This is a genomic window from Erwinia amylovora, assembly GCF_017161565.1.
Classification (GTDB): domain Bacteria; phylum Pseudomonadota; class Gammaproteobacteria; order Enterobacterales; family Enterobacteriaceae; genus Erwinia; species Erwinia amylovora.
Map to the genome: position 1 here is coordinate 907,519 of NZ_CP066796.1, position 25,962 is coordinate 933,480.

Below are 25,962 nucleotides of genomic sequence, written 5' to 3' on the forward strand. Positions count from 1 at the left end.
GCAAAGTATGTGGATTGGCATAATCAGCCTGTTTCCTGAAATGTTTCGCGCAATTACCGATTACGGAGTAACTGGCCGGGCAGTAAAAAATGGCCTGCTCAGCATTCAGAGCTGGAGTCCGCGTGACTTCACTCACGACCGCCACCGTACCGTAGATGAACGTCCTTACGGCGGAGGACCGGGAATGCTAATGATGGTGCAACCCTTACGGGACGCCATCCACGCAGCAAAAGCGGCGGCAGGGGAAGGCGCTAAGGTGATTTATCTTTCACCTCAGGGGCGCAAACTCGATCAAGACGGGGTTTGCGAACTGGCGACCCATCAGAAGTTGATTCTGGTTTGTGGTCGCTATGAAGGGATTGATGAGCGCGTAATCAAAACCGAAATCGACGAAGAGTGGTCGATTGGCGATTATGTACTCAGTGGTGGCGAGCTGCCAGCAATGACGCTGATTGACTCGGTTTCCCGGTTTATACCGGGGGTACTGGGAAAACAGGCATCGGCCGAGGAAGACTCTTTTTCTGACGGTTTGCTGGATTGCCCACACTATACCCGCCCTGAAGTGTTAGAAGGGATGGAGGTTCCGCCGGTTCTGCTGTCGGGCAACCATGCTGATATTCGCCGCTGGCGTCTGAAACAGTCGCTGGGCCGTACCTGGCTTAGAAGACCTGAACTTCTGGAAAACCTGGCTCTGACTGAAGAGCAAGCAAAGTTGCTGGTTGAGTTCCAACGGGAACACACCCAGGCAATAAAACGATGATATGGCTGAATTAATCCGCCTTAACTATCAGTTTACCCAGGATAAGAGATTTTATTATGAGCAACATTATTAAGCAGATTGAACAAGAACAGCTGAAACAGGACGTACCTTCATTCCGTCCGGGTGATTCCGTGGAAGTGAAAGTATGGGTCGTTGAAGGTGCTAAAAAGCGTCTGCAGGCATTCGAGGGCGTGGTTATCGCTATTCGTAACCGCGGTCTGCACTCTGCATTCACTGTTCGCAAAATTTCCAACGGCGAAGGTGTTGAGCGTGTCTTCCAGACTCACTCCCCGGTAATCGACAGCATTACTGTTAAACGTCGTGGTGCCGTGCGTAAAGCCAAACTGTACTACCTGCGTGAGCGTACTGGTAAGTCTGCGCGTATCAAAGAGCGTCTGGGCTAAGGTATCGCTAACGCGACATCGACTAGTTAATAGCAAACAAGGGGCTGACCGCGAGGTTGGCCCCTTTTTTGTCTTATAAGCAACTATCTGCATGAGTTCTACGCTGTCTGCACACTGTCAAATAAGGGTTGATGTTAATTAGCAGGGGCACATCTCTGATTATTATTTATTTCATCGTTGTCTGGTATTACATTAATCTCACATCACTGTTTTTTGATACCAAGGCTTTTTATTTTGTTTTACCCTTAATTTTTGCAATTACAGGGAAGCAAACTAAATGCCTCAATCTGCTATTTTTTCATCATCGAAAATAAATCCAATATACATCAATAACACCTCCGGTAGTACTGCAACTGCATATGATGGCAACGTTATAACCCGTATGAAAGAAGTCACTAACACTGGTGAAAATTTGGCAGCTCAAAGACAAAGCGATCATAAAAGTGATGCAGGGTCTACATATAATGGAAATATAACGCCATTCTCTGAAAAAAATAATGATCAGGTAAACACTCCGGGTTTAGTTACAGGAGGTGAAGCAATAAAATATAATCATGAAAATAAAAAGGATGATTTAAAAAATGCAGAAATTGGAAGAGAAATAAAAAAATTATGCAAACAGGGTAAGATCGGGGAGGCAGAGAAATTAGTCAATGCAATGTCAGATCCGCACGTGTGGGTTTTAACTGCCTTGATGGAAGGGTGTTTTTCAAAACATAAATGTGGTGATGCAGAACAAGTTTTTAAATCTATGGAAGACAAAAATCTTCCTGTTGATTTGTGGGTGTTTAAATCTCTTATTAAGTACTATACGAGGACTGTTAACGCAGAAAGGGCAGAGTGGGTAATGACCAAAATGCAGAAAGCCGGTATTAAACCGGATGAAGGTATTTTGGATAAACTATTAGAAGTATATAGAAAGGCGGGTAATCATGCCGGGGAAATGCATGTATCAAAACAACTGCATCAGTTAAAATGCACACCTAAGCTTGCTGCGATGCATAAAGAAATGAACGATCATGTCGAAACAGGTGATATCAAAGGGGCGGAACGGGTATTTTTCAAAATAAACCAGTATGGACTCACCTCTGATCAAAAAAGCCTCGACATTATGCTGAAAGGTTATGGCTACACGGGTAATATAGCCGAAGCAAAGTCCATATTTGAAAAGCCCGCCATTAATGATATAACCCCATATAATCGGTTGATGAAAGTCTGTGCCCAAGCCAAAGCGCCTGAAAAGGCAGAGCAGGTTTTGGCCAGAATAAAGGGTGCCAACTTAAAACCTAATGTTCAATCCTACGGGATGTTAATAAAAGCTTATATTGTGGCGAGTGATTGGCCCGGGGCGGAACGCGCGATGAAAAGAGCTAAGGAAGCTGAATGCGGCCCGGACAGCGACGTCTGCCAATCGCTACTGAAAACTTGTGGGGCTACCGGGCAGATTGATAGGGCGCAGTGGGTGCTAAGGGAAGCATCCGTTGAGGTTAGGGATCCCCTATTCAAAGTACCTCGATCAGAACTGCATAACTACCTTATATACGCCCTGGACACCTGGCGAAAACAAAATCCTGCATATTCACCTGCCGTTTAAGGTTAGTACAAAGGCATTCCCTCTTAACAAGCTGGCAAATGTAGATGAGATTTGATAGCGCATTTTGTCAGCCTGAAAACTAAAATCATTGCCATTATCCGGTGAGTTCCCCTCGTCAGGTAAGCTAACCGGACTGTACAAGCTGCCAGCAGAGTTGACCTTTGCCGCCGCAGCCGGTCGCATACCTCAATTAAACTCAATGGCACCTACATTTATTACAATACAGGATGTTTGCTATTCCGGGCTGCTATTGCCACGCTTGCGGCGCGCAGCAGTTCTACCACCAGCGGTGACAGCGCGTTACGCAGCGCGGCACGCTCAGACTGGAACAGCGTGGCAGCGTAAAAGCGGTAGCCCGCTAGCTCCATCGCCCGTACATCGCCGTCGCGATCGTGGGCGCTCAGGCGCAGCGGAAATGATTTCAGGTCGGCGACAAAATCAGGATTAACGCCAAAGTTGCAGTGATAGCCTTCGGTGCTCTCCGTCTTGCCATATGCCTGTGCCAGCAGCGTGCCCGGCTCAATCAATATATCCCCGCTTTTTTCCACCAGAGAACAGCTTAATGGCGCAATCACCAGCCGCCCACCGCTGTCAGTTTCGGCATGTCCGGCATCGCCCCAGCCCATGACATGGCTTGCATATTCCACGATAGCGTACTGGAACCCGCCGCAGAACCGAGGAACGGCACGTTGTTTTCGCGCGCATAGCTGATAGCCAGAAAAGCACCGTCATCATTGATATAGGGGCTGCCGGGCACCAGCCAGATGGCATCATAATCACGTAGCTGGCTACGATCGGTGATGCTGGCAGTCGGCAACCATTGTGGACTGACGTCAAGATGAAGGGATTGTGCGGCAAGGGTTATTGCCAGCGGGATAGCCTGATGCGCGACGGCATCGGCACGGTAGTCACCAACCAGAGCTAAACGAACAGAGGGCATTTGCGTGTTCCATCCAGGTCAAAATCCATCCAGGTCAAAAAAGCATCCTAAAGCAGGTGTACGAAGCTGGCAAGCCGTCCAGGTCCTGTGATATGCCCTTTACCAGAAGAGGAACCTGATGCAGCGTATTAACGAATCTGGTCAGCCTGTCGGAGCGGCATTACCGCACTGGCAGTCTGTTCCCCTGCCAGCAGCCAAAGTGAGGAGCGGACGATACTGGCGGCTGGAGCCGCTGGACAGTGGGCAGCACGCGGACGATCTGTATGCGGCTTTTGCCTGCGCGCCCGATAACAGTAACAGGACTTATCTGAAGGAAAATCGTCCTGCTTCACTGGCGGCATTGCACCTCTGGCTCAGTCAGCTGGCGGCGGTAAAAGGCTTTGTGACCTTTACCGTTGTTTGCGCGCAGCGACATAACCCGGTCGGTCTGCTGTCTTATTTGCGTATTGACCAGGCTAACGGTGCGCCGGAGATCGGCGGCGTAGTCTGGTCACCGCTGATAAAGCGTACAGTGATCGGCACCGAAGCCCTGTGGGTGATGATAGCTAACACCTTTGCGCCGGGCTATCGCCGCTGTGAGTGGAAGTGAGACGCGCTGAATACCCCATAGCGCAACGCGGCGTAAGGGCTTCACCTGTGAAGGTAGCTTCCGTTAGCTGATGGTACGCAAAAATCGACCGCGTGACTCTGACGGGTTCTCAATCATTGACGGTGAATGGCCCGCGCTGATTAACGTCTTGCGCTACTGGCTGTTGGCGGAAAATAGGGAACAGCCCGGGCAGCAGCGTGCCCTATTAAGCATGTTGATGCGCTCAATACGCGGTTAAACAGCGATGTTACCCGACCTGCAGGCTAACACCATCGGGCCGAAACGGGTGGTAATCATCCCGGCTGCTTAACGATTTTTCAAAAAGGGCGTAACGCTAAATTCAACGGGTCTGCAAAAGTGGCGCACAGAGGCGAAGGGCACCAGTTACAAACCCCTGTCTCAGATTAGAAGTAGTGGTTTGAATATACTGAAAAAACCACCGATGCTTTGGATTTTCACTGGTTGCTGTAATCTTTTATTTACGCAAATATTTAATGGTTATTTAATTTAATTTCATGATTAAAAAGGGATTTATTAATTAATCTGCCGAATTTTTTTACTCTGGTAATTAATGTGTACACCACGCGTTGTTTTATGTACTCATTATGGTACAGTTGCATCTAACCTTTTAAGGATCCCATTAAAACGAATTTCCAGGATAACGATCATGCAAAAAGATGCGCTCAATAATGTCCATATCGCTGATGAACAGGTTCTGATAACCCCGGAAGAGCTGAAAAAGCAGTACCCGCTGGACAATGTGCTGGAAGGCCAGATCACCGCTTCACGCCGGGTGATCTCTGACATTATCAGCGGTAAAGATCATCGTTTACTGGTGGTGTGCGGCCCGTGCTCCATTCACGATCCTGAAGCTGCGCTGGCCTACGCACGCGATCTGAAAAAGCTGGCCGATCGGGTTGGCGACAGGCTTTACATTGTGATGCGTGTCTACTTCGAAAAGCCGCGCACCACCGTAGGCTGGAAAGGATTGATCAACGATCCGCACATGGATAACACCTTCGATATGGAAGCGGGGTTGCACATTGCCCGTAAGCTGCTGCTGAACCTGGTAGAGATCGGCCTGCCTCTGGCAACCGAAGCGCTGGATCCTAACAGCCCGCAGTATCTGGGCGATCTGTTCAGCTGGTCTGCCATTGGTGCGCGTACTACCGAGTCGCAGACGCACCGCGAAATGGCTTCTGGCTTGTCGATGCCGGTTGGATTCAAAAATGGGACCGACGGCAGCCTCGCTACGGCGATTAATGCCATGCGTGCTGCGGCGCAGCCGCACCGTTTTGTGGGTATCAATCAGGCGGGGCAGGTGTGCCTGCTACAAACTCAGGGCAACCCGGACGGGCATGTCATTCTGCGCGGCGGTAAACAGCCCAACTACGGCCCGCAAGATGTTGCTCAGTGCGAAAAAGAGATGCTGCAGGCGGGACTCCGTCCTTCCTTGATGATAGATTGCAGTCATGGCAATTCTAATAAAGATTTCCGCCGCCAGTCGGGCGTTGCCGAGTCTGCGGTCGCGCAGATCAAAGATGGCAACCGCTCTATTATCGGCCTGATGCTGGAAAGCAACATTCACGAAGGCAATCAGTCTTCCGAGCAGCCGCGCAGCGAAATGCGCTATGGCGTTTCCGTGACGGATGCCTGTATCAACTGGGAAACGACCGAAAATTTGCTGCGTGAAATGTATCAGGATCTGGATGGAGCACTGGCGGCGCGTCTGTCGCAAGAGGAATAACGAGTTATGGTGGCTGAACTGAGCGCATTACGCGATCAAATTGATGCAGTGGATAAAGCGCTGCTGGACCTGCTGGCCAACAGGATGGCGCTGGTTGAGGAAGTGGGCGCAGTCAAAAGCCGCTACGGATTGCCGATTTACGTTCCTGAACGAGAAGCGGCCATGTTGGCCTCGCGCCGCAAAGAAGCTGAAATGCTGGGGGTGCCGCCGGATCTGATCGAAGACGTGCTGCGCCGGGTAATGCGCGAGTCGTACACCAGCGAAAACGATAAAGGCTACAAAACGTTATGTCCTGAGCTGCGTCCGGTGGTGATCGTTGGCGGCAATGGCCAGATGGGGCGGCTGTTTGAAAAGATGCTGACCCTGTCTGGCTATCAGGTAAAAATTCTGGATAAAGAAGACTGGGTCAATGCTGAAAGCCTGCTGGCCAACGCCGGTATGGTGATCGTCAGCGTGCCTATTCATCTTACCGAAAAGGTGATTAGCGAGCTGCCACCGCTGGCCCGGGACTGTATTTTGGTCGACCTGGCTTCAGTGAAGCAAAAACCGTTACAGGCGATGCTGGCTGCGCATTCTGGCCCGGTATTGGGTTTACACCCGATGTTTGGCCCGGACAGCGGAAGCCTGGCTAAACAGCTGGTGGTATGGTGCGAGGGTCGCCAGCCAGAAGCCTGGCAGTGGTTCCTGGAACAGATCCAGGTTTGGGGGGCTCGCCTGCATCGCATTGGCGCGGAGGAACACGACCAGAACATGGCGTTTATTCAGGCGCTGCGACACTTTGCCACCTTTGCTTATGGCCTGCATTTGGCTGAAGAGAATGTCCAGCTGGAGCAGCTGCTGGCGCTCTCATCACCCATTTACCGTCTGGAGCTGGCGATGGTTGGGCGGCTGTTCGCCCAGGATCCGCAGCTCTATGCGGATATCATTATGTCCTCTGAGAACAACCTGGCGCTGATTAAGCGGTACTATCAGCGTTTTGGCGAGGCGATTAAGCTGTTAGAACATGGCGACAAGCAGGCGTTTATCGCCAGTTTCCGTCAGGTTGAGCAATGGTTTGGCGACTACGCGCAACGCTTCCAGGCGGAAAGCCGCACGCTGTTACGCCAGGCGAACGACAGCCGGGCGTAAGCTGGCCGCTGTGTGAGGCCCCTGAGTGGCCGGGTCTTTGTTTCTTTCGCGCTGGCAATGGTTTCATTCATCGACAGCGTGATAGAAACGCCGATAGCGGCTGTCGGCCTGCTGCTGCATATCAATATCGACAAATTTCGCCGGATAACTTTTTTCGCCATCCTTAACTTATCCGGCGCCATCTCGACAGCTCACCGTGGATAGAGCCGCTGTTCACGCGTGGCGAAATAGCGACTACCGTTCTTCCCGGACGGGTGAGTCGTCTCCGGTGGTGCGTAGTGGATTACAAAGACCACCTGTGGATGCAAAACGCCCCCTCTTCGGCATCGACGTCAGTCAGGCTGCCCAGCTCCAGGACGCTGATTAATTTCGTTACCAGGCGTGCGTAGCACACGCCAGCCGCACAACCAGCTGGCGCAATATCCGCGATTACTGTGGGTCGACCGCGACAATATTTTCACTCGGGTAGCAGCCCAGCACCTTCAGCGAACGGGTGAGCTGTGTCAGTTCACTCAGCGCCTGCTGAACTTCTTCGCTACGCAGATTCCCCTGGAAATCGATGTAAAACATCTCCTGCCACGGGTTGCCGGTAATGGGACGAGACTCCAGTTTACTCATGGTCAGATGATGTTTACGCAGCACTAACAGCGCTTCAACCAGGGCACCAGCCTGCTGTCCGGTCGCCATAATCAGCGTGGTTTTCGCCGGCACCTGCAGTGACACCTCAACCGGCTTACGCGCCAACACGATAAAGCGGGTAATGTTCTGACGTTGATTAGCAAGATGACGTTCCAGTACCTGCAAGCCGTACAGTGCACCGCCGGCCTCACTGCCCAGCGCGGCAACTTTTGGCGAGTTCATAGCGGCAACTTTTTCCATTGCGGCTGCGGTACTTTCGGTGTACTCAATGTTCCAGTGTGGGTAGCGGTTAACAAACTGGCTGCACTGTTGGAAGGGTTGCGGATGGCTGTAGACCGTTTCAACCTGCTGCAGGTCGGTACTGCCCGATACCAGCACACAGTGATCGACAGGAATGGTGATCTCCCCAACGATCGACAGGCTGGTTTGCTGGAGCAGGTCATACACATCATTAATCGAGCCGGAGGTGGTATTTTCAATGGGCAATACAGCGTAATCAGCCTGGCCGGTTTCTACCTGGTTGAATATATCGTGGAATTTCAGGCAGCCACTCTCAATAAAGCTATCAAAGTGACGGGCCGCATAGTGGCGTGAAGCCAGATGCGAGTAGGAGCCTTTCGGGCCAAGAAATGCGATACGTGCCGAATGGGCGCTGGTATTGTTCAGGTGTTTTTGCAGTAACGCCTGCTGAGTCAGTACCGAGTCTTCAATAATTTGTTGGAACAGGCGTGTTATATAGTGGGCATCCAGCTTGTGGCTTTTCCCCAGTGCGATCAGATGTTCCAGCAGATCGCGTTCACGGTCAATATCGCGTACCGGACGATGGGTGTCCATTTTGGCTTTGGCAACGTCTACGGCCAGCGCACGACGCTGTGCCAGCAGCGTCAGCAGTTGTTCATCCAGTGCGCTGATTTTTCCGCGCAGAGCCAGCAACGGGTTTTCGGGATTCATATTTGCTACCTGTCAGTGTGGCTAAAAAAAAACCTCCCGGTGGGAGGCTTTATTGTTCGTCTTCGCATGACTTCTTACACGACGAATTGCCTCCCTGTTCAGGGGAAGGTAAAAAATAATGCGAAGATAAACGGTACGCGTTTCATTGAGATATTCATCATTAACATGACCTTAAAGTAACCGCTGCAATTTCATTTTGTCAATAAAAAACGCGCCCGCAGGCGCGTTGTCGACGGATGTGAACTCACTCTTCTTCAGCTTCGACCACGCTGAGATCTTTCACGCTGGCGGAGGCGCGGCGCGCTTCTCCCTTATGCTGAACTTTGTTCAGCTGGCGCTCAAGTTTGTTGATCAAATCGTTAATGGCCGTATACATATCTTCATGCTTGGCGCTGGCGACTAGCGGGCCGTTAGGCGTGTTGATATTGGCATCAGCGACGAATTCTTTCGGCTCTTTTGACAGAACAATGTGCGGGTTAATCAGGTGGGTTTGCCACTTTTCAAGCTTGGCCAGACGGTCTTCGACATGCTGGCGAATAGCCGCAGTAATATCCATTTGCTTGCTGGTAATGTTCAGAACCATAGTACTTACCTCTCTGTCATTTCCGTCTTGGTGATTTAAGCATAGCGTGAAAAAACTTAAAAATCGTGATTGAAATCACATTTTTTTGTCGCTTTTTGTCAGTTGGAAGAAAATGGTGATGTCAGCCAATAAAAGTGCCCGCAAGGGTTGTCGGGGGACATTTTCAATGGCATGTTTGACAGGTTAAGCGGGTTGAGTATTCATTCAACAGCTGATTTTGTCGCCACTGTTCCGGCGGGCGAGTGAAAAAACCTTAAAAAAGGGTTCATGATAAACATGAACCCTTTTGCATCATTGTGATGGAAACAGGCGATGTCAAACTCGCGTCATGTCACCAGCACTGTGGGTGATGTCTTCAGGCTCAGGCCTGATTGGCCGCAATAATTTTTGCCACGCGCTCGGCTTGCGCATTTAGCTGCAGCTGGCGGTAAGCATTTTCCATCAGCGGCAGAGCCTTGCGGGTTGCCCGGGTGTCCGGGTAATCTTTCAGCATTTGCTCAACGCGATTAACCACTGCAACATAAGCTCCGCGTTTAGTGTAGAATTCAGTCACGGATAGCTCATGCTTCGCCAGGCGCTCCTTCAGGAACACCAGGCGTTTGCGCGCATCAGTGGCGTACTGACTGTTTGGATAACCACGCAGCAGCTGTGAGAAGTCTTTAAACGCATCACGCGCATGGGTGGGATCCCGGTCTGAACGGTCGATACCAAAAAAGCCCTGCAGTGCACTGTCATCCAGCGCCATATCCGTCAAACCACGCATATAGATGACGTAATCAATGTTCGGATGGGTTGGATTCAGGCGCATAAAGCGGTCAATAGCGGCCTGTGCCAGTGGCAAATCGGCATTTTTATAGTATGCGTAGATCAGGTCAAGCTGAACTTGCTGGGAGTATGGGCCGAATGGATAGCGGTTATCGAGCGCTTCCAGTTGCGTTATTGCTCCTTTAAAGTTACCGTCCTGCAGTTTTTGCTGGGCAGTGGCATAGATCTCGGAAGGTGGGCTGTCAGGAACCCCATCTCTGGAGCCGGAACATCCAGCCAGTGCCAGGCTCAACGTGGCTGCAGCCACCAGATATTTCATACGCGTCATGACGATTTGCTTATCCTCAGAGTGTTATTCAGGAAGCTGTCCGTTAAGCTTCCGATAGTGACCAGGTACGATAGCACATTACATTAAACGGCATCGCCGTGAAAACCCAACGTTAACAAAGAAGCTGCTTATTTATGGCACAACAAGTAAAACTCAATGCAACGGTAGCCGAATCGCAACTCGGACAACGCTTAGATCAGGCTCTGGCCGAATTGTTCCCTGATTATTCACGTTCTCGCATAAAAGAGTGGATCCTCAACCGGCGCATCACCGTCAACGGCACAACCATCGACAAACCGAAAGAAAAGGTGCTGGGCGGTGAGCAAATTAGCATCGATGCGGAAATTGAAGAAGAAGCCCGCTGGGAAGCCCAGGATATCCCGCTGGACATCGTTTACGAAGACGACGATATTCTGGTGATCAATAAACCGCGTGATTTGGTGGTACACCCGGGTGCCGGCAACCCTGATGGTACCGTTCTTAACGCACTACTCCATCATTTTCCGGCCATTGCCGACGTTCCGCGCGCGGGGATCGTGCACCGCCTGGACAAAGACACGACCGGTTTAATGGTGGTAGCCAAAACCGTCCCTTCACAAACTCACCTGGTCGATGCCCTGCAGCGCCGTGAAATTACCCGTGAGTATGAAGCGGTGGCGATTGGGCGGATGACCGCGGGCGGCACGGTTAATGAACCGATCAGCCGTCACTCTACCAAGCGTACCCATATGGCAGTGCACCCAATGGGTAAACCAGCCACCACGCACTATCGCATCATGGAACACTTTCGTGCCCACACGCGGCTGCGCTTGCGTCTGGAAACCGGTCGTACCCACCAAATCCGCGTTCATATGTCACATATCAGCCATCCGCTGGTGGGTGACCCGCTGTACGGCGGTCGTCCACGCCCACCGAAAGGGGCGTCAGAAGCCTTTATTGCCACACTGCGTGCTTTTGACCGTCAGGCGCTTCACGCAACCATGCTGCGTCTTTATCATCCGATTTCCGGAATTGAAATGGAATGGCATGCACCGCTACCGCAGGATATGGTCGAACTGATCGACGCACTGAAAGCGGATACCGAAGCCTTTAAAGAGCAGCTGGACTGGTAATGGCGCTGATCGTACCGCAGTGGTCAGTTCCTGCTAACGTGCGAGCGGTGAACAGTACGCGGCAGGGCGGCGTCAGTCAGGCTCCCTGGGATAGCCTGAACCTTGGCACACATGTTGGCGATGAGTTGCAGCATGTGCTGACTAACCGTCAGCGCCTGCTGGAAATGGCCGATCTGCCCTCAATGCCACAGTGGCTTGAGCAGGTACACGGGACTGGAGTATTAAGGCTGGACTGGAAGGCCCCGTCCTCACTACGTGCGGATGCGGCTTATACCCGAACGCCCGGCGTGGTCTGTGCGGTAATGACGGCAGACTGTTTGCCGGTACTATTCTGTTCACAGGATGGTCGCGAAGTGGCAGCGGCTCATGCCGGCTGGCGCGGCCTCTGTGATGGGATTCTGGAAGCGACAATCAATGAGTTTTCTGCTCCGCCATCGCAAATATGTGCCTGGTTGGGGCCTGCAATTGGTCCGGAGGCATTTGAGGTCGGGCCAGAAGTGCGCGAGGCATTTCTGAGGAAAAATCAGGCCGCTTCAGCTGCTTTTCGTCCGGCAGAGGGAAAGTTTTATGCTGACCTCGGGCTAATCGCCCAACAGCGTTTGCAAGCCAGCGGGGTGCGCCAAATCTGGGACTGTCACCAATGTACCATGACCCGAAGTGAGCAATTTTTCTCCTACCGACGTGATGGCGTTACCGGACGTATGGCAACTTTGATCTGGCTGATATAACCTAGCGCCATAAGACGGTCTGGAATGGTGTTTTTTTCTCCAAAATATCCGGTCATTTAACTTGAAAATTTGAGGGATGACCTCATTTAATCTCCAGTAGCAATTTGACCTGATAGGGGGAAATTATGCGTCTGGATCGTCTTACTAACAAATTCCAACTTGCCCTCGCCGATGCCCAGTCCCTGGCTTTGGGCCGCGATAACCAATTCATTGAACCTCTGCACCTGATGAGCGCACTTCTCACACAGGAAGGAGGATCCGTTAGTCCTCTGCTGACTTCTGCAGGCATTGATGTCCCTTCATTGCGCAGCGCTATCGAACAGGCCATCAGCCGGTTGCCACAGGTGGAAGGAACTGATGGTGACGTCCAGCCCTCTGCCGACCTGGTCAGGGTACTCAACCTGTGCGACAAACTGGCGCAGAAGCGTAAAGATAACTTTATCTCATCAGAACTCTTTATCCTGGCAGCGCTTGAATCGCGTGGCTCACTGGCGGATTTGTTAAAATCCCACGGTGCGACCAGCGAGAAACTCGCTAAATCCATTGACCAGATGCGCGGAGGCGAAAACGTGAACGATCAGGGTTCAGAAGATCAACGGCAGGCCTTGAAAAAATATACGGTAGATCTTACCGAGCGTGCCGAACAGGGCAAGCTGGACCCGGTGATTGGCCGCGATGAAGAGATCCGCCGTACCATTCAGGTGTTGCAGCGCCGTACCAAAAACAATCCTGTGCTGATTGGCGAACCCGGCGTTGGTAAAACGGCCATTGTTGAAGGCCTTGCCCAGCGGATTATTAACGGTGAAGTCCCGGAAGGGTTGAAAGGCCGCCGGGTGCTGGCGCTGGATATGGGCGCGCTGGTGGCCGGGGCAAAATACCGGGGTGAATTTGAAGAACGCTTGAAAGGCGTGCTCAATGACCTGTCAAAGCAGGAAGGTAACGTCATTCTGTTCATCGACGAGCTGCACACCATGGTGGGTGCCGGTAAAGCTGATGGTGCGATGGATGCTGGCAATATGTTGAAACCCGCGTTGGCGCGCGGTGAACTCCACTGCGTAGGGGCAACCACGCTGGATGAGTATCGGCAGTATATTGAAAAAGATGCCGCGCTTGAACGCCGTTTCCAGAAAGTCTTTGTCGCTGAACCGAGTGTCGAAGACACCATCGCTATTTTGCGCGGACTCAAAGAACGCTATGAGTTGCATCACCATGTGCAGATTACCGATCCAGCTATTGTCGCTGCGGCTACGCTGTCGCATCGCTATATCGCCGACAGGCAGTTACCCGATAAAGCCATTGACCTGATCGATGAAGCCGCATCAAGTATTCGTATGCAAATCGACTCAAAGCCAGAATCACTGGACCGGCTAGAGCGGCGTATTATTCAGCTTAAGCTGGAACAGCAGGCGTTAAAGAAAGAATCTGACGACGCCAGTATTAAGCGCCTTGAGATGCTTGAAGGTGAACTGGGCCAGAAAGAAAGTGAGTACTCTGAGCTGGAAGAAGAGTGGAAAGCAGAAAAGGCGTCGCTCTCAGGCACTCAGCATATCAAAGCCGAGCTGGAACAGGCGAAACTGAACATGGAACAGGCACGCCGTCAGGGCGATCTTGGTCAAATGTCTGAACTGCAGTACGGCAAAATTCCCGATCTGGAAAAACAGCTGGCGGCGGCAACTCAGTCCGAAGGGAAAACCATGCGCCTGCTGCGAAATCGCGTAACTGACGTTGAGATCGCCGATGTACTGGCGCGCTGGACCGGTATTCCGGTGGCGCGCATGATGGAAGGTGAACGCGATAAGCTGCTGCGTATGGAGCAGGAACTGCATACCCGGGTGATTGGACAGCAAGAAGCGGTGGAAGCCGTATCGAACGCTATTCGTCGCAGCCGCGCCGGGCTGGCGGATCCGAACCGCCCGATTGGCTCGTTCCTGTTTCTCGGCCCCACTGGGGTGGGTAAAACCGAGCTGTGTAAAGCGCTGGCTAACTTTATGTTCGACAGCGACGATGCCATGGTGCGTATTGATATGTCCGAATTTATGGAAAAACATTCGGTATCGCGTCTGGTCGGGGCGCCTCCCGGATACGTTGGCTATGAAGAGGGGGGCTATCTGACCGAAGCGGTACGCCGCCGTCCTTATTCAGTCATTTTGTTGGATGAAGTTGAGAAGGCACACCCCGATGTATTCAACATTCTGTTGCAGGTACTGGATGACGGACGCCTGACGGACGGGCAGGGCAGAACGGTCGACTTCCGCAATACGGTGGTGATCATGACTTCTAACCTGGGTTCCGATCTGATTCAGGAACGTTTTGGTGCGTTGAACTATGGCGAAATGAAAGAGCTGGTGATGTCGGTGGTCAGCCAAAATTTCCGGCCGGAGTTCATTAACCGTATCGATGAGCTGGTGGTATTCCACCCGCTGGGTGAAGAGCACATTGCTTCTATCGCGCGTATACAGCTGCAACGCCTTTATCAGCGCCTGGAAGAACGTGGCTTTACGCTGCATGTTTCAGACGCGGCACTTCAGCAGTTGGGTGAAAATGGCTATGACCCGGTATATGGTGCAAGGCCTTTGAAACGAGCTATCCAGCAGCAGATTGAAAACCCGCTGGCTCAGCAGATCCTGTCGGGAGCGTTGATACCCGGTAAAACCATCGAGATGGATGTTGATGCCGGCGTTATCGTTGCCCATCAGTAATCACGACAAGTAACAAAAATGGGCAATATGCCCATTTTTGTTTGTTAAACCGGCAAAAAAGCACCTGAATACGGCTTTTTGCCTGAAAATTGAACGGTTGAAAAGTTTTTTATCAATAGCCCTTGTCAGCCGTGAGAAACTCCCTATAATGCGCCTCCACTGACACGGAACAACGGCTTACCGGCCGGCGTGTGGAGAGGTTCAGGAAGTTCTGAACCGCCGGAAAAACTTCTGTAAAAGAGGTTGACTCCGGAGGAGGAAAGCGTAATATACGCCACCTCGCGACAGGATGCCAAGGCACTGTGCGCACCGCTCTTTAACAATTTATCAGACAATCTGTGTGGGCACTCGCAGGATTGATATCAGACGCCTCCGGGCGTCAAAAAAATATCAAGTCTTAAGAGTGAACACATAATGAAATTCATTATGACGTTTTACGATTGAGCATCGCTGGACTGGTTTCAGCAAATCGAACTTTTAATTGAAGAGTTTGATCATGGCTCAGATTGAACGCTGGCGGCAGGCCTAACACATGCAAGTCGAACGGTAGCACAGAGAGCTTGCTCTTGGGTGACGAGTGGCGGACGGGTGAGTAATGTCTGGGAAACTGCCCGATGGAGGGGGATAACTACTGGAAACGGTAGCTAATACCGCATAACGTCTACGGACCAAAGTGGGGGACCTTCGGGCCTCACACCATCGGATGTGCCCAGATGGGATTAGCTGGTAGGTGAGGTAATGGCTCACCTAGGCGACGATCCCTAGCTGGTCTGAGAGGATGACCAGCCACACTGGAACTGAGACACGGTCCAGACTCCTACGGGAGGCAGCAGTGGGGAATATTGCACAATGGGCGCAAGCCTGATGCAGCCATGCCGCGTGTATGAAGAAGGCCTTCGGGTTGTAAAGTACTTTCAGCGGGGAGGAAGGGTGAGAGGTTAATAACCTCCTGCATTGACGTTACCCGCAGAAGAAGCACCGGCTAACTCCGTGCCAGCAGCCGCGGTAATACGGAGGGTGCAAGCGTTAATCGGAATTACTGGGCGTAAAGCGCACGCAGGCGGTCTGTCAAGTCGGATGTGAAATCCCCGGGCTTAACCTGGGAACTGCATTCGAAACTGGCAGGCTAGAGTCTCGTAGAGGGGGGTAGAATTCCAGGTGTAGCGGTGAAATGCGTAGAGATCTGGAGGAATACCGGTGGCGAAGGCGGCCCCCTGGACGAAGACTGACGCTCAGGTGCGAAAGCGTGGGGAGCAAACAGGATTAGATACCCTGGTAGTCCACGCCGTAAACGATGTCGACTTGGAGGCTGTTCCCCTGAGGAGTGGCTTCCGGAGCTAACGCGTTAAGTCGACCGCCTGGGGAGTACGGCCGCAAGGTTAAAACTCAAATGAATTGACGGGGGCCCGCACAAGCGGTGGAGCATGTGGTTTAATTCGATGCAACGCGAAGAACCTTACCTGGCCTTGACATCCACGGAATTCTGCAGAGATGCGGAAGTGCCTTCGGGAACCGTGAGACAGGTGCTGCATGGCTGTCGTCAGCTCGTGTTGTGAAATGTTGGGTTAAGTCCCGCAACGAGCGCAACCCTTATCCTTTGTTGCCAGCGATTCGGTCGGGAACTCAAAGGAGACTGCCGGTGATAAACCGGAGGAAGGTGGGGATGACGTCAAGTCATCATGGCCCTTACGGCCAGGGCTACACACGTGCTACAATGGCGCATACAAAGAGAAGCGACCTCGCGAGAGCAAGCGGACCTCATAAAGTGCGTCGTAGTCCGGATCGGAGTCTGCAACTCGACTCCGTGAAGTCGGAATCGCTAGTAATCGTAGATCAGAATGCTACGGTGAATACGTTCCCGGGCCTTGTACACACCGCCCGTCACACCATGGGAGTGGGTTGCAAAAGAAGTAGGTAGCTTAACCTTCGGGAGGGCGCTTACCACTTTGTGATTCATGACTGGGGTGAAGTCGTAACAAGGTAACCGTAGGGGAACCTGCGGTTGGATCACCTCCTTACCTGAAGATACCTTCCGGCGCAGTGTCCACACAGATTGTCTGATAAAAAGTAACGAGCAGAAAAACCTCTACAGGCTTGTAGCTCAGGTGGTTAGAGCGCACCCCTGATAAGGGTGAGGTCGGTGGTTCAAGTCCACTCAGGCCTACCAAATTTCTTCTCATGCTGCGATATGCACTCGGTCGTTTACTGTAGTAAACTTCCCTCCCGCATGCCTTGCCTGAAAAGAAATTACATTATTTCTTAAAGAAGAATAATGTGACTCCTTCCGAGTGGTAGACAAAGGTTTCTGTAAGACCGTATGGGGCTATAGCTCAGCTGGGAGAGCGCCTGCCTTGCACGCAGGAGGTCAGCGGTTCGATCCCGCTTAGCTCCACCATATGGTTTTTCTTCATTCAATACTTCAGAGCGTACTGTTTAACAGTATGCTGCGAAGTATTATGCTCTTTAACAATCCGGAACAAGCTGAAAATTGAAACGACATGTCGTGTTCATTCTCCGTAATCAGAATGAAGCCACGATATGTTCGAGTCTCTCAAATACTTGCACCCGAAAGGGTCTCTTACTCAGGTTGAGTAATGAGCGAGCTAAGTGAAGGCAAGGCGTCAGCGCGCAGCAACGCGGAGTGGACTTGAGTCCATGAGCATTGCGAGCACTGCATAACGCCGCCGTCACGACGCGCAGCCATTACGTGAACCGGAGAGGGACGCTTGTGGGTTGTGAGGTTAAGCGACTAAGCGTACACGGTGGATGCCCAGGCAGTCAGAGGCGATGAAGGGCGTGCTAATCTGCGATAAGCGTCGGTAAGGTGATATGAACCGCAACAACCGACGATACCCGAATGGGGAAACCCAGTGCAATCCGTTGCACTATCATGTCATGAATACATAGTGGCATGAGGCGAACCGGGGGAACTGAAACATCTAAGTACCCCGAGGAAAAGAAATCAACCGAGATTCCCCCAGTAGCGGCGAGCGAACGGGGAACAGCCCAGAACCTGAATCAGTTTGTGCCTTAGTGGAAGCGTCTGGAAAGTCGCGCAGTAAAGGGTGACAGCCCCGTACACAAAAAGGCACTTGCTGTGAGTTCGATGAGTAGGGCGGGACACGTGACATCCTGTCTGAATATGGGGGGACCATCCTCCAAGGCTAAATACTCCTGACTGACCGATAGTGAACCAGTACCGTGAGGGAAAGGCGAAAAGAACCCCGGCGAGGGGAGTGAAACAGAACCTGAAACCGTGTACGTACAAGCAGTGGGAGCACCTTCGTGGTGTGACTGCGTACCTTTTGTATAATGGGTCAGCGACTTATATTCTGTAGCAAGGTTAACCGTATAGGGGAGCCGCAGGGAAACCGAGTCTTAACTGGGCGTTAAGTTGCAGGGTATAGACCCGAAACCCGGTGATCTAGCCATGGGCAGGTTGAAGGTTGGGTAACACTAACTGGAGGACCGAACCGACTAATGTTGAAAAATTAGCGGATGACCTGTGGCTGGGGGTGAAAGGCCAATCAAACCGGGAGATAGCTGGTTCTCCCCGAAAGCTATTTAGGTAGCGCCTCGTGAATTCATCTCCGGGGGTAGAGCACTGTTTCGGCTAGGGGCCATCCCGGCTTACCAACCCGATGCAAACTGCGAATACCGGAGAATGTTATCACGGGAGACACACGGCGGGTGCTAACGTCCGTCGTGAAGAGGGAAACAACCCAGACCGCCAGCTAAGGTCCCAAAGTCATGGTTAAGTGGGAAACGATGTGGGAAGGCACAGACAGCCAGGATGTTGGCTTAGAAGCAGCCATCATTTAAAGAAAGCGTAATAGCTCACTGGTCGAGTCGGCCTGCGCGGAAGATGTAACGGGGCTAAACCATGCACCGAAGCTGCGGCAGCGGACGTATCACCCAAGCAGATTCACTGAAGTGGATAACGATTGACGGAGCGCAGCGACGTCAATGCGCCATCAAAGTCGAGTCGACTTCGGGATACGTCCGTTGGGTAGGGGAGCGTTCTGTAAGCCGTCGAAGGTGTGCTGTGAGGCATGCTGGAGGTATCAGAAGTGCGAATGCTGACATAAGTAACGATAAAGCGGGTGAAAAGCCCGCTCGCCGGAAGACCAAGGGTTCCTGTCCAACGTTAATCGGGGCAGGGTGAGTCGACCCCTAAGGCGAGGCCGAAAGGCGTAGTCGATGGGAAACGGGTTAATATTCCCGTACTGGGTGTTACTGCGAAGGGGGGACGGAGAAGGCTATGTTAGCCGGGCGACGGTTGTCCCGGTTTAAGCGTGCAGGCTTGAGTTCCAGGCAAATCCGGAACTCTTTAAGGCTGAGGCGTGATGACGAGGCACCACGGTGCTGAAGTAACAAATGCCCTGCTTCCAGGAAAAGCCTCTAAGCATCAGGTAACATCCAATCGTACCCCAAACCGACACAGGTGGTCAGGTAGAGAATACCAAGGCGCTTGAGAGAACTCGGGTGAAGGAACTAGGCAAAATGGTGCCGTAACTTCGGGAGAAGGCACGCTGGCGCGTAGGTGAAGCGACTTGCTCGTGGAGCTGAAGCCAGTCGAAGATACCAGCTGGCTGCAACTGTTTATTAAAAACACAGCACTGTGCAAACACGAAAGTGGACGTATACGGTGTGACGCCTGCCCGGTGCCGGAAGGTTAATTGATGGGGTTATCCGTAAGGAGAAGCTCTTGATCGAAGCCCCGGTAAACGGCGGCCGTAACTATAACGGTCCTAAGGTAGCGAAATTCCTTGTCGGGTAAGTTCCGACCTGCACGAATGGCGTAATGATGGCCAGGCTGTCTCCACCCGAGACTCAGTGAAATTGAACTCGCTGTGAAGATGCAGTGTACCCGCGGCAAGACGGAAAGACCCCGTGAACCTTTACTACAGCTTGACACTGAACATTGAGCCTTGATGTGTAGGATAGGTGGGAGGCTTTGAAGCGTGGACGCCAGTCTGCGTGGAGCCAACCTTGAAATACCACCCTTTAACGTTTGATGTTCTAACCTGGCGCCGTAATCCGGCGTGGGGACAGTGTCTGGTGGGTAGTTTGACTGGGGCGGTCTCCTCCCAAAGAGTAACGGAGGAGCACGAAGGTCAGCTAATCACGGTCGGACATCGTGAGGTTAGTGCAATGGCATAAGCTGGCTTGACTGCGAGAGTGACGGCTCGAGCAGGTGCGAAAGCAGGTCATAGTGATCCGGTGGTTCTGAATGGAAGGGCCATCGCTCAACGGATAAAAGGTACTCCGGGGATAACAGGCTGATACCGCCCAAGAGTTCATATCGACGGCGGTGTTTGGCACCTCGATGTCGGCTCATCACATCCTGGGGCTGAAGTAGGTCCCAAGGGTACGGCTGTTCGCCGTTTAAAGTGGTACGCGAGCTGGGTTTAGAACGTCGTGAGACAGTTCGGTCCCTATCTGCCGTGGGCGCTGGAAGATTGAGAGGGGTTGCTCCTAGTACGAGAGGACCGGAGTGAACGCACCGCTGGTGTTCGGGTTGTCATGCCAATGGCATTGCCCGGTAGCTAAGTGCGGAAAAGATAAGCGCTGAAAGCATCTAAGCGCGAAACTTGCCTCGAGATGAATCTTCCCTGACTCCTTGAGAGTCCTGAAGGGACGTTGAAGACGACGACGTTGATAGGCCGGGTGTGTAAGCGCAGCGATGCGTTGAGCTAACCGGTACTAATGACCCGTGAGGCTTAACCTTACAACGCCAGAAGCGTTCTGGGTTGTGTTGAGAGACGAAAAACGATATTCAGCTTGTTCACCGGAAAACAGATTTGCAGGAAACGAAAGATTTTGTGCTGAAGCAAGGCGGCAGGTGCAGTGAAGGAAAGCGCATACTGAGGTATGTGACTGAGTTTACAGGCGCGGCCAGTGCGGCACCAGTGAAAAAGATCCGTTTCGTGCACAAAGAATTTGCCTGGCGGCTTTAGCGCGGTGGTCCCACCTGACCCCATGCCGAACTCAGAAGTGAAACGCCGTAGCGCCGATGGTAGTGTGGGGTCTCCCCATGCGAGAGTAGGGAACTGCCAGGCATCAAATACAGACCAGTCATCTGGTCGCGACTTTACCCCTGACAAGGTAAAGGTGATACACCTGAAATCAGACGTTTTCTGATATCAGTACAGAATCGGTGGAGCGGTAGTTCAGTTGGTTAGAATACCTGCCTGTCACGCAGGGGGTCGCGGGTTCGAGCCCCGTCCGTTCCGCCACTAAAACAGGAAACCCTGACTCTTATGAGTCAGGGTTTTTTTGTATTTAAAATCAGGTTTTGCGTCTTCTTAAGCACTAACCTATTTCATTCAGCGGTCACCGATTGAAACCAGACCATAAAGCCCCTATAACTGAGGGATAGTTAGCCCATTCAGTTGCAACAATGCAGGCGGTAAAGTGCGGAAAAAAACATATGCCATGAGATATGTAGCAGGTCAGCCAGCGGAGCGCATATTTCCTCCCGTGGCAATGCTGCATCTTGGGCAGGCATTACCGCCCGGAGTGCCTTTAACCGACGGAACCCGTCTTAAAGTTCTGGTTTGGAATATATTTAAGCAGCAGCGTGCCGACTGGCTTTCAGTGTTGCAGGATTTTGGTAAAAATGCCCATCTCGTCCTGTTACAGGAAGCGCAAACCACCCCGGAACTGGTGCGTTTTGCCACCAATAATTACCTGGTCGCCGATCAGGTCCCTGCCTTTGTACTCCCGCAACACCCTTCAGGGGTGATGACGCTGGCATCAGCACATGCCATCTACTGCTGCCCTCTGCGCGAGCGCGAACCGCTATTACGATTGTCTAAATCCGCGCTTGTTACAGCCTATCCTCTGCCAAACGACCAGGTGCTGATGGTAGTTAACATTCATGCGGTAAATTTTAGTCTGGGTATTGATGTATACAGCAAACAGCTCGGACCGATCGGTGAGCAAATTATTCACCATCAGGGGCCGGTGATTATGGCCGGTGATTTCAATGCATGGAGCCGTCAGAGGATTAATGCGCTCTATCGCTTTGCCAGGGAAATGGGACTACGTGAGGTACGTTTTACCGACGATCATCGTCGTAAAGCTTTCGGTCGGCCATTGGATTTTATTTTCTATCGTGGGATGGACGTGACTGAAGCATCAGTACTGGTAACGCGCGCATCCGATCATAACCCACTATTGGTTGAGTTTAATTTTGACTCTCCGGCTGGTACGAATTAAAGCGTTTTTTGCCATGGCAATAATCATCATGACAACATTGATAAGCAATTTGGCGAACAGGCCAACGCATCTCTTACCAGCGCGGTGCATGCCAGTGGAGCGGATCTGCTACGGCTGGGAGACCGGCTGAGTGAGACGCCTCAAGCACGAGTACTGGATATAGGTTGTGGGGCAGGCCACGCCAGTTTTGTTGCGGCGCAGTATGTTAAGGAAGTCGTCGCATACGATCTGTCTGAAAGGATGCCGGTGACCGCTGGTGAAACGGCAGATGCACATGGCTATCATCATCTTACTACCCAACAAGGGTATGCGAAGAATCTGCCTTTTAGTGACGCGGAATTTGATATGGTTATAAGTCGCTATTCGGCGCACCGCTGGCATGATGTGACTGGCGCGCTGCGCGAAGTACGCCGGGTAACCCTGTGTCAGATATCTGGTTGCAAACGGTGGAGGCACTGCGGGACACTTCAACTGTACAGGATTACAGCCCGGGTAAATGGTTAACCCTGATAACTGAGCCGGGGCTGAGCGACCAGTGTGCATCACAGGAAAAACTCGGACTGGCGTTAGAGCAGTCGGACAGAACGGATGCGTACGCCGGAGATCATGGTGCAGGCGATTCGTGCCTATCAGCGCTCGGCGCCTGATGACGTACATCGCTATTATGCTTTGCAGCCGGACGGAAGTTTTAGCACGGATACCTTTTTCATTGAGGCCATCAAGCCATAAAAAAAGCCCGGTTTACCGGGCTTTTTAACAGAAAATGCATGCAAGGTAGCAATGACTAGCTGTCAGGCGTGGCGTTGTCAGCTACGAACAACGTCAGTTTATCACCAGGCCGGATGTTTCTGGCACTTGTGGACCCGCTATTCCAGCGCATAACATCTTTGATGTTAACGCCATGACGTTTTGCAATACTAGCCAGAGAATCACCCTTACGCACCTGATAGGTGATGCTGTCGCCATTATCTGCCAGCTGCTGCTTACCGATATTGCTACCCAAGGTCAGAGTCTGGCCTGGTTTGATGCTGCTACCCAGCAAATTATTAGTACGCTGCAGATGTTTTACCGGGATCCCAAGACGTTTAGCAATGCCGGAAAGGGTATCACCGCTACGTACCTTATAAGATACCGGAGGAACGCTGTTCTTAGCCAGAGACGTCGACTGAACTGCCGCGATATCGCCGGTTGCCAGGGAGTCACGCAGTTTAGCCACGTTGGACTTTGGAACCATAATGTAATGAGGACCATTAGGTGCCGTGGTGCCACGCCGATAGCCGGTATTAAAGCTTTCCAGCTTGCTTAACGACATACCTGCCATTTCTGCAGCCTGTGTCAGCTCAATCTGTTGACCGACTTCAACGCGTGCCAGAGCGCGCGTTTTGTTCGGTGTTGGCAGACTGACCCCATAGCGCTTGCTGTTCTTGAGGATTTGCCCCAGCGCCAGCATTTTCGGTACGTAAACAGTCGTTTCTCTTGGCAGCGCCAGTGACCAGAAGTCCGTGGGTCGCCCTTTAGCCTTGTTGGTTTTCATCGCTTTGAGCACGCGGCCTTCACCACTGTTATAGGCGGCAACGGTCAGTAACCAGTCACCGTCGAACATGTCGTTAAGACGCTGCATCATATCCAGAGCGACCTTGGTAGAGGCGACGATATCGCGTCGTCCGTCGTACCACTGAGTCTGCTTCAGGCCATAATTTCGTCCCGTTTGCGGCACAATCTGCCAAATGCCAGCGGCGTTTGCAGATGATGTGGCATGCGGGTTAAAAGCGCTCTCCACTATGGGTAGTAGTACCAGTTCCATCGGCATTTTACGTTGCTTAATCTGCTCGACTATCCAGTACATATACGGCTCTGCCCGTAATGTTACATCGTGGAGATAGCTCTTATTACTCAGGTATTTCTGTTTTTGTTCGCGTATCCGGTAATTATCCGGAACCTTCATCTTCAGCTCGTCGCTTATGAAATTCCACAAATCTTTGTCTTGCGCAAGGGACGTTCCATCATCCTGCCAGCGCGGCGACAACATATTATCTGTGTACTGTCCATTTTCACTTGCCGAAGACAAACTCTGTGCATGCTGTTCCGGGATATTGGCATCGTGCCCTGATGCCTGGCACCCGGCCAGCAAGACTGAGGCGAGTATGATCGCTTTAGCCTTCATGTATGTGTCAATAGTTCGCTTAAAAGACGAGCAATAATACGTGGTCGATCACCACAACACAACCTTAAATCTCAAAAACTGTCTTTCTTCTCGCGTAGAATCGCAAAAGTTTGACATTCAGTAAGTTGTGCAGTGTCTTGGCTTATTAATCTTTGTAATTCAACATCTTTGGTGCGTAAAAAAACATTTATTATACGTTCATGAGCCAGTTTTGTTGGCAAAGTTATGCCATTTTTTGCGCGTAACTCTTTAATTTCATGGTAATAGCGCGTTATTTCTGCCTCTTGCGGGTAAATGTGATGAGAAAAGGTAAGGTTTGATAAAGTATATTCATGCGCGCAACAAATCAGCGTATCATCCGGTAGTTCGTTAAGTTTCTGAAATGAATCAAACATCTGTTTTGCAGTCCCTTCGAAAAGCCGGCCGCAGCCTGCTGAAAATAAGGTGTCCCCGCAAAAAAGATAAGGTTTGCTGAAATATGAGATATGTCCTAAAGTGTGACCCGGCGTGGCAATAATCGTGAAATCTAACCCCAAAACTTCGATATGGTCACCGTCGCCGATGAGGTTGTTGGCGCCTTTATCGCATGTTTCTTGTGGGCCATAAACGATCAAATCGGGGTGATGTACTAACAATTCTTCCACCCCGCCCACGTGATCATAATGATGATGGGTAAGCAAAATCGCCTGCGGCTGCCAATGATTTTGCTTTATCGCACGCAGTACCGGGCCCGCTTCTCCGGGATCGACAATCAGACAGCGGCCGCTATCATCATTTAAGGTCCAGATGTAGTTATCCTGCAAGGCAGGAATGCTGGTAAGATTCATATTCACCTCTTTAGATGCGCACGATGGAAAAGAAGATGGTAAAGCATGAAGCCTGCTAAAACACGTCAAATCCGCCTTGTGCCTGAATCCTGGTCGCAAATACCCTGCGGCGAATATTACCGCGATGCGCTGGTGCATCAGCTCCGCCCAAGCCTGGGTAAAATTTTTGGTTACCACCTGCTGAAGATTGGCAGGCTCAGTGCTGAAATTGATACGGAAAGCTGTGCAATAACCCATCAGGTTAATGTGGGTTTCAGCGGGGATCTGATGCAGGTACGTGCCGACCCGCTAAGTTTGCCGTTTGAGTCAAAATCGGTGGATGCCTGCCTGTTAGCACATACCCTGGCGTGGAGCAGTGACCCGCATTGCCTTCTGCGTGAAGTAGATCGCATACTGATCGATGATGGCTGGATAATCATCAGTGGCTTTAATCTTTTCAGCCTGTTAGGGATAGGCAAACTGATACCAGGCCTCCACCGCCGCATCCCCTGGAATAGCAGCATGTACAGCCAGATGCGTCTGCTTGACTGGCTGAGCCTGCTGAACTACGAAGTGATACGGCGCACATGTTTTCAGGTATTGCCGTGGAACTGTCAGGGGGGGGAAATGATCAGCACTCATCTCCCCGCGCTGGGCTGTATGAACCTGATAGTAGCCCGCAAACGTACCTTCCCGTTAACTAAGAATCCGGCGAAAAAAAGTGCGGGAAAACGGCGTCTGCACGCCGTGGGCGTGACCAGTCAATAGCGTAGCGGGGCTGATGTGCGAGTCGATGCGCAA

Annotated in this window: 17 protein-coding genes, 3 tRNA genes, 3 rRNA genes, 2 pseudogenes and 1 other annotated feature; of the genes and pseudogenes, 18 read left to right on the plus strand and 7 right to left on the minus strand. The window is 51.7% G+C overall.

Going from position 1 to position 25,962, the window contains the following annotated elements; all coding sequences use genetic code 11:
• Positions 1-7 precede the first annotated feature (7 nt).
• The 3 genes from trmD to JGC47_RS04135 all read left to right on the plus strand — a co-directional run bounded on the left by trmD (position 8) and on the right by JGC47_RS04135 (position 2,758).
• Entirely contained in the window at positions 8-760 is a 753-nt protein-coding gene (trmD, locus tag JGC47_RS04125; RefSeq protein ID WP_004155937.1) for a tRNA (guanosine(37)-N1)-methyltransferase TrmD, read from the plus strand.
• Positions 761-816: 56 nt separating this feature from the next.
• Positions 817-1,164 carry a 50S ribosomal protein L19 gene (rplS, locus tag JGC47_RS04130; protein WP_004155938.1) on the plus strand — a complete coding sequence of 116 codons (348 nt, stop codon included), beginning with the start codon at positions 817-819 and terminating at the stop codon, positions 1,162-1,164.
• A 277-nt stretch (positions 1,165-1,441) separates the two neighbouring features.
• Positions 1,442-2,758, plus strand: coding sequence for a pentatricopeptide repeat-containing protein (locus JGC47_RS04135; RefSeq protein ID WP_004155939.1), 1,317 nt, complete (start codon positions 1,442-1,444; stop codon positions 2,756-2,758).
• A 215-nt stretch (positions 2,759-2,973) separates the two neighbouring features.
• On the opposite strand, the pseudogene JGC47_RS04140 reads toward JGC47_RS04135, so the two are convergent.
• Positions 2,974-3,698: pseudogene (locus JGC47_RS04140) on the minus strand (CTP synthase C-terminal region-related (seleno)protein).
• A gap of 118 nt (positions 3,699-3,816) precedes the next feature.
• On the opposite strand from JGC47_RS04140, the gene JGC47_RS04145 reads away from it, so the two are divergent.
• The 3 genes from JGC47_RS04145 to tyrA all read left to right on the plus strand — a co-directional run bounded on the left by JGC47_RS04145 (position 3,817) and on the right by tyrA (position 7,162).
• Complete coding sequence (locus JGC47_RS04145; protein WP_004155948.1) at positions 3,817-4,287, plus strand: GNAT family N-acetyltransferase; 471 nt, start codon at positions 3,817-3,819, stop codon at positions 4,285-4,287.
• A gap of 667 nt (positions 4,288-4,954) precedes the next feature.
• Positions 4,955-6,034, plus strand: a complete 1,080-nt coding sequence (locus JGC47_RS04150; RefSeq protein ID WP_004155954.1) for a 3-deoxy-7-phosphoheptulonate synthase — start codon at positions 4,955-4,957, stop codon at positions 6,032-6,034.
• Positions 6,035-6,040: 6 nt separating this feature from the next.
• The gene (tyrA, locus tag JGC47_RS04155; protein ID WP_004155956.1) at positions 6,041-7,162 is read left to right on the plus strand and encodes a bifunctional chorismate mutase/prephenate dehydrogenase; all 1,122 of its coding nucleotides are present in this window, start codon (positions 6,041-6,043) and stop codon (positions 7,160-7,162) included.
• A gap of 429 nt (positions 7,163-7,591) precedes the next feature.
• Here the strand turns inward: tyrA and pheA are convergent, their stop codons facing one another.
• The 4 genes from pheA to bamD all read right to left on the minus strand — a co-directional run bounded on the left by pheA (position 7,592) and on the right by bamD (position 10,428).
• Positions 7,592-8,752 carry a bifunctional chorismate mutase/prephenate dehydratase gene (gene pheA / locus JGC47_RS04160; protein WP_004155958.1) on the minus strand — a complete coding sequence of 387 codons (1,161 nt, stop codon included), beginning with the start codon at positions 8,750-8,752 and terminating at the stop codon, positions 7,592-7,594.
• Positions 8,753-8,774: 22 nt separating this feature from the next.
• Positions 8,775-8,899: a sequence feature (Phe leader region), on the minus strand.
• On the minus strand, positions 8,851-8,919 hold the full coding sequence (gene pheL, locus JGC47_RS17965) for a pheA operon leader peptide PheL (RefSeq protein WP_190275344.1): 69 nt from the start codon (positions 8,917-8,919) through the stop codon (positions 8,851-8,853). Its footprint overlaps the feature before it by 49 nt.
• Before the next feature lie 77 nt (positions 8,920-8,996).
• Positions 8,997-9,335, minus strand: coding sequence for a ribosome-associated translation inhibitor RaiA (gene raiA, locus JGC47_RS04170; RefSeq protein ID WP_004155959.1), 339 nt, complete (start codon positions 9,333-9,335; stop codon positions 8,997-8,999).
• A gap of 361 nt (positions 9,336-9,696) precedes the next feature.
• A complete protein-coding gene (bamD, locus tag JGC47_RS04175) occupies positions 9,697-10,428 on the minus strand; it encodes an outer membrane protein assembly factor BamD (RefSeq protein ID WP_004155961.1) in 732 nt (243 codons plus the stop codon).
• A 134-nt stretch (positions 10,429-10,562) separates the two neighbouring features.
• Between bamD and rluD the strand changes: the two genes are divergently transcribed.
• From rluD to JGC47_RS04230, 11 genes and pseudogenes are all read left to right on the plus strand, one after another.
• The gene (rluD, locus tag JGC47_RS04180; RefSeq protein ID WP_004155962.1) at positions 10,563-11,540 is read left to right on the plus strand and encodes a 23S rRNA pseudouridine(1911/1915/1917) synthase RluD; all 978 of its coding nucleotides are present in this window, start codon (positions 10,563-10,565) and stop codon (positions 11,538-11,540) included.
• Positions 11,540-12,268 (plus strand): purine nucleoside phosphorylase YfiH, encoded by a 729-nt coding sequence (gene yfiH, locus JGC47_RS04185; protein WP_004155963.1) that lies wholly within the window; start codon positions 11,540-11,542, stop codon positions 12,266-12,268. Before rluD ends, yfiH begins: the two co-directional genes overlap by 1 nt.
• 125 nt (positions 12,269-12,393) lie before the next feature.
• Positions 12,394-14,967, plus strand: coding sequence for an ATP-dependent chaperone ClpB (clpB, locus tag JGC47_RS04190; protein ID WP_013034846.1), 2,574 nt, complete (start codon positions 12,394-12,396; stop codon positions 14,965-14,967).
• Between the two features lie 478 nt (positions 14,968-15,445).
• Positions 15,446-16,985, plus strand: a 16S ribosomal RNA gene (locus JGC47_RS04195).
• Between the two features lie 72 nt (positions 16,986-17,057).
• A tRNA-Ile gene (locus tag JGC47_RS04200) sits at positions 17,058-17,134 on the plus strand.
• A gap of 152 nt (positions 17,135-17,286) precedes the next feature.
• Positions 17,287-17,362: transfer RNA gene (locus JGC47_RS04205), tRNA-Ala, on the plus strand.
• Between the two features lie 344 nt (positions 17,363-17,706).
• Positions 17,707-20,698, plus strand: a 23S ribosomal RNA gene (locus JGC47_RS04210).
• 215 nt (positions 20,699-20,913) lie between these two features.
• Positions 20,914-21,029, plus strand: a 5S ribosomal RNA gene (gene rrf / locus JGC47_RS04215).
• Together the 16S, 23S and 5S rRNA genes with 3 tRNA genes alongside form the textbook arrangement of a ribosomal RNA operon.
• 100 nt (positions 21,030-21,129) lie before the next feature.
• Positions 21,130-21,206 (plus strand) — tRNA-Asp (locus JGC47_RS04220).
• A 178-nt stretch (positions 21,207-21,384) separates the two neighbouring features.
• Positions 21,385-22,191 carry an endonuclease/exonuclease/phosphatase family protein gene (locus tag JGC47_RS04225; protein ID WP_004156030.1) on the plus strand — a complete coding sequence of 269 codons (807 nt, stop codon included), beginning with the start codon at positions 21,385-21,387 and terminating at the stop codon, positions 22,189-22,191.
• 36 nt (positions 22,192-22,227) lie between these two features.
• Positions 22,228-22,920: pseudogene (locus JGC47_RS04230) on the plus strand (class I SAM-dependent methyltransferase).
• A 55-nt stretch (positions 22,921-22,975) separates the two neighbouring features.
• On the opposite strand, the gene mltD reads toward JGC47_RS04230, so the two are convergent.
• Together mltD and gloB are read right to left on the minus strand one after the other, a co-directional pair.
• Positions 22,976-24,355, minus strand: a complete 1,380-nt coding sequence (gene mltD, locus JGC47_RS04235; RefSeq protein WP_004156037.1) for a murein transglycosylase D — start codon at positions 24,353-24,355, stop codon at positions 22,976-22,978.
• 71 nt (positions 24,356-24,426) lie between these two features.
• On the minus strand, positions 24,427-25,182 hold the full coding sequence (gene gloB, locus JGC47_RS04240) for a hydroxyacylglutathione hydrolase (protein WP_004164000.1): 756 nt from the start codon (positions 25,180-25,182) through the stop codon (positions 24,427-24,429).
• A 45-nt stretch (positions 25,183-25,227) separates the two neighbouring features.
• On the opposite strand from gloB, the gene JGC47_RS04245 reads away from it, so the two are divergent.
• Positions 25,228-25,929, plus strand: a complete 702-nt coding sequence (locus JGC47_RS04245; protein WP_004156042.1) for a methyltransferase domain-containing protein — start codon at positions 25,228-25,230, stop codon at positions 25,927-25,929.
• Positions 25,930-25,962 lie beyond the last annotated feature (33 nt).

Excerpts from the sequence above, each read along its gene's own strand:
- trmD (WP_004155937.1), top strand. The coding sequence starts at position 8 with ATGTGGATTGGCATAATCAGCCTGTTTCCTGAAATGTTTCGCGCAATT.
- rplS (WP_004155938.1), top strand. The coding sequence starts at position 817 with ATGAGCAACATTATTAAGCAGATTGAACAAGAACAGCTGAAACAGGAC.
- JGC47_RS04135 (WP_004155939.1), top strand. The coding sequence starts at position 1,442 with ATGCCTCAATCTGCTATTTTTTCATCATCGAAAATAAATCCAATATAC.
- JGC47_RS04145 (WP_004155948.1), top strand. The coding sequence starts at position 3,817 with ATGCAGCGTATTAACGAATCTGGTCAGCCTGTCGGAGCGGCATTACCG.
- JGC47_RS04150 (WP_004155954.1), top strand. The coding sequence starts at position 4,955 with ATGCAAAAAGATGCGCTCAATAATGTCCATATCGCTGATGAACAGGTT.
- tyrA (WP_004155956.1), top strand. The coding sequence starts at position 6,041 with ATGGTGGCTGAACTGAGCGCATTACGCGATCAAATTGATGCAGTGGAT.
- pheA (WP_004155958.1), bottom strand. The coding sequence starts at position 8,752 with ATGAATCCCGAAAACCCGTTGCTGGCTCTGCGCGGAAAAATCAGCGCA.
- raiA (WP_004155959.1), bottom strand. The coding sequence starts at position 9,335 with ATGGTTCTGAACATTACCAGCAAGCAAATGGATATTACTGCGGCTATT.
- bamD (WP_004155961.1), bottom strand. The coding sequence starts at position 10,428 with ATGACGCGTATGAAATATCTGGTGGCTGCAGCCACGTTGAGCCTGGCA.
- rluD (WP_004155962.1), top strand. The coding sequence starts at position 10,563 with ATGGCACAACAAGTAAAACTCAATGCAACGGTAGCCGAATCGCAACTC.
- yfiH (WP_004155963.1), top strand. The coding sequence starts at position 11,540 with ATGGCGCTGATCGTACCGCAGTGGTCAGTTCCTGCTAACGTGCGAGCG.
- clpB (WP_013034846.1), top strand. The coding sequence starts at position 12,394 with ATGCGTCTGGATCGTCTTACTAACAAATTCCAACTTGCCCTCGCCGAT.
- mltD (WP_004156037.1), bottom strand. The coding sequence starts at position 24,355 with ATGAAGGCTAAAGCGATCATACTCGCCTCAGTCTTGCTGGCCGGGTGC.
- gloB (WP_004164000.1), bottom strand. The coding sequence starts at position 25,182 with ATGAATCTTACCAGCATTCCTGCCTTGCAGGATAACTACATCTGGACC.
- JGC47_RS04245 (WP_004156042.1), top strand. The coding sequence starts at position 25,228 with ATGAAGCCTGCTAAAACACGTCAAATCCGCCTTGTGCCTGAATCCTGG.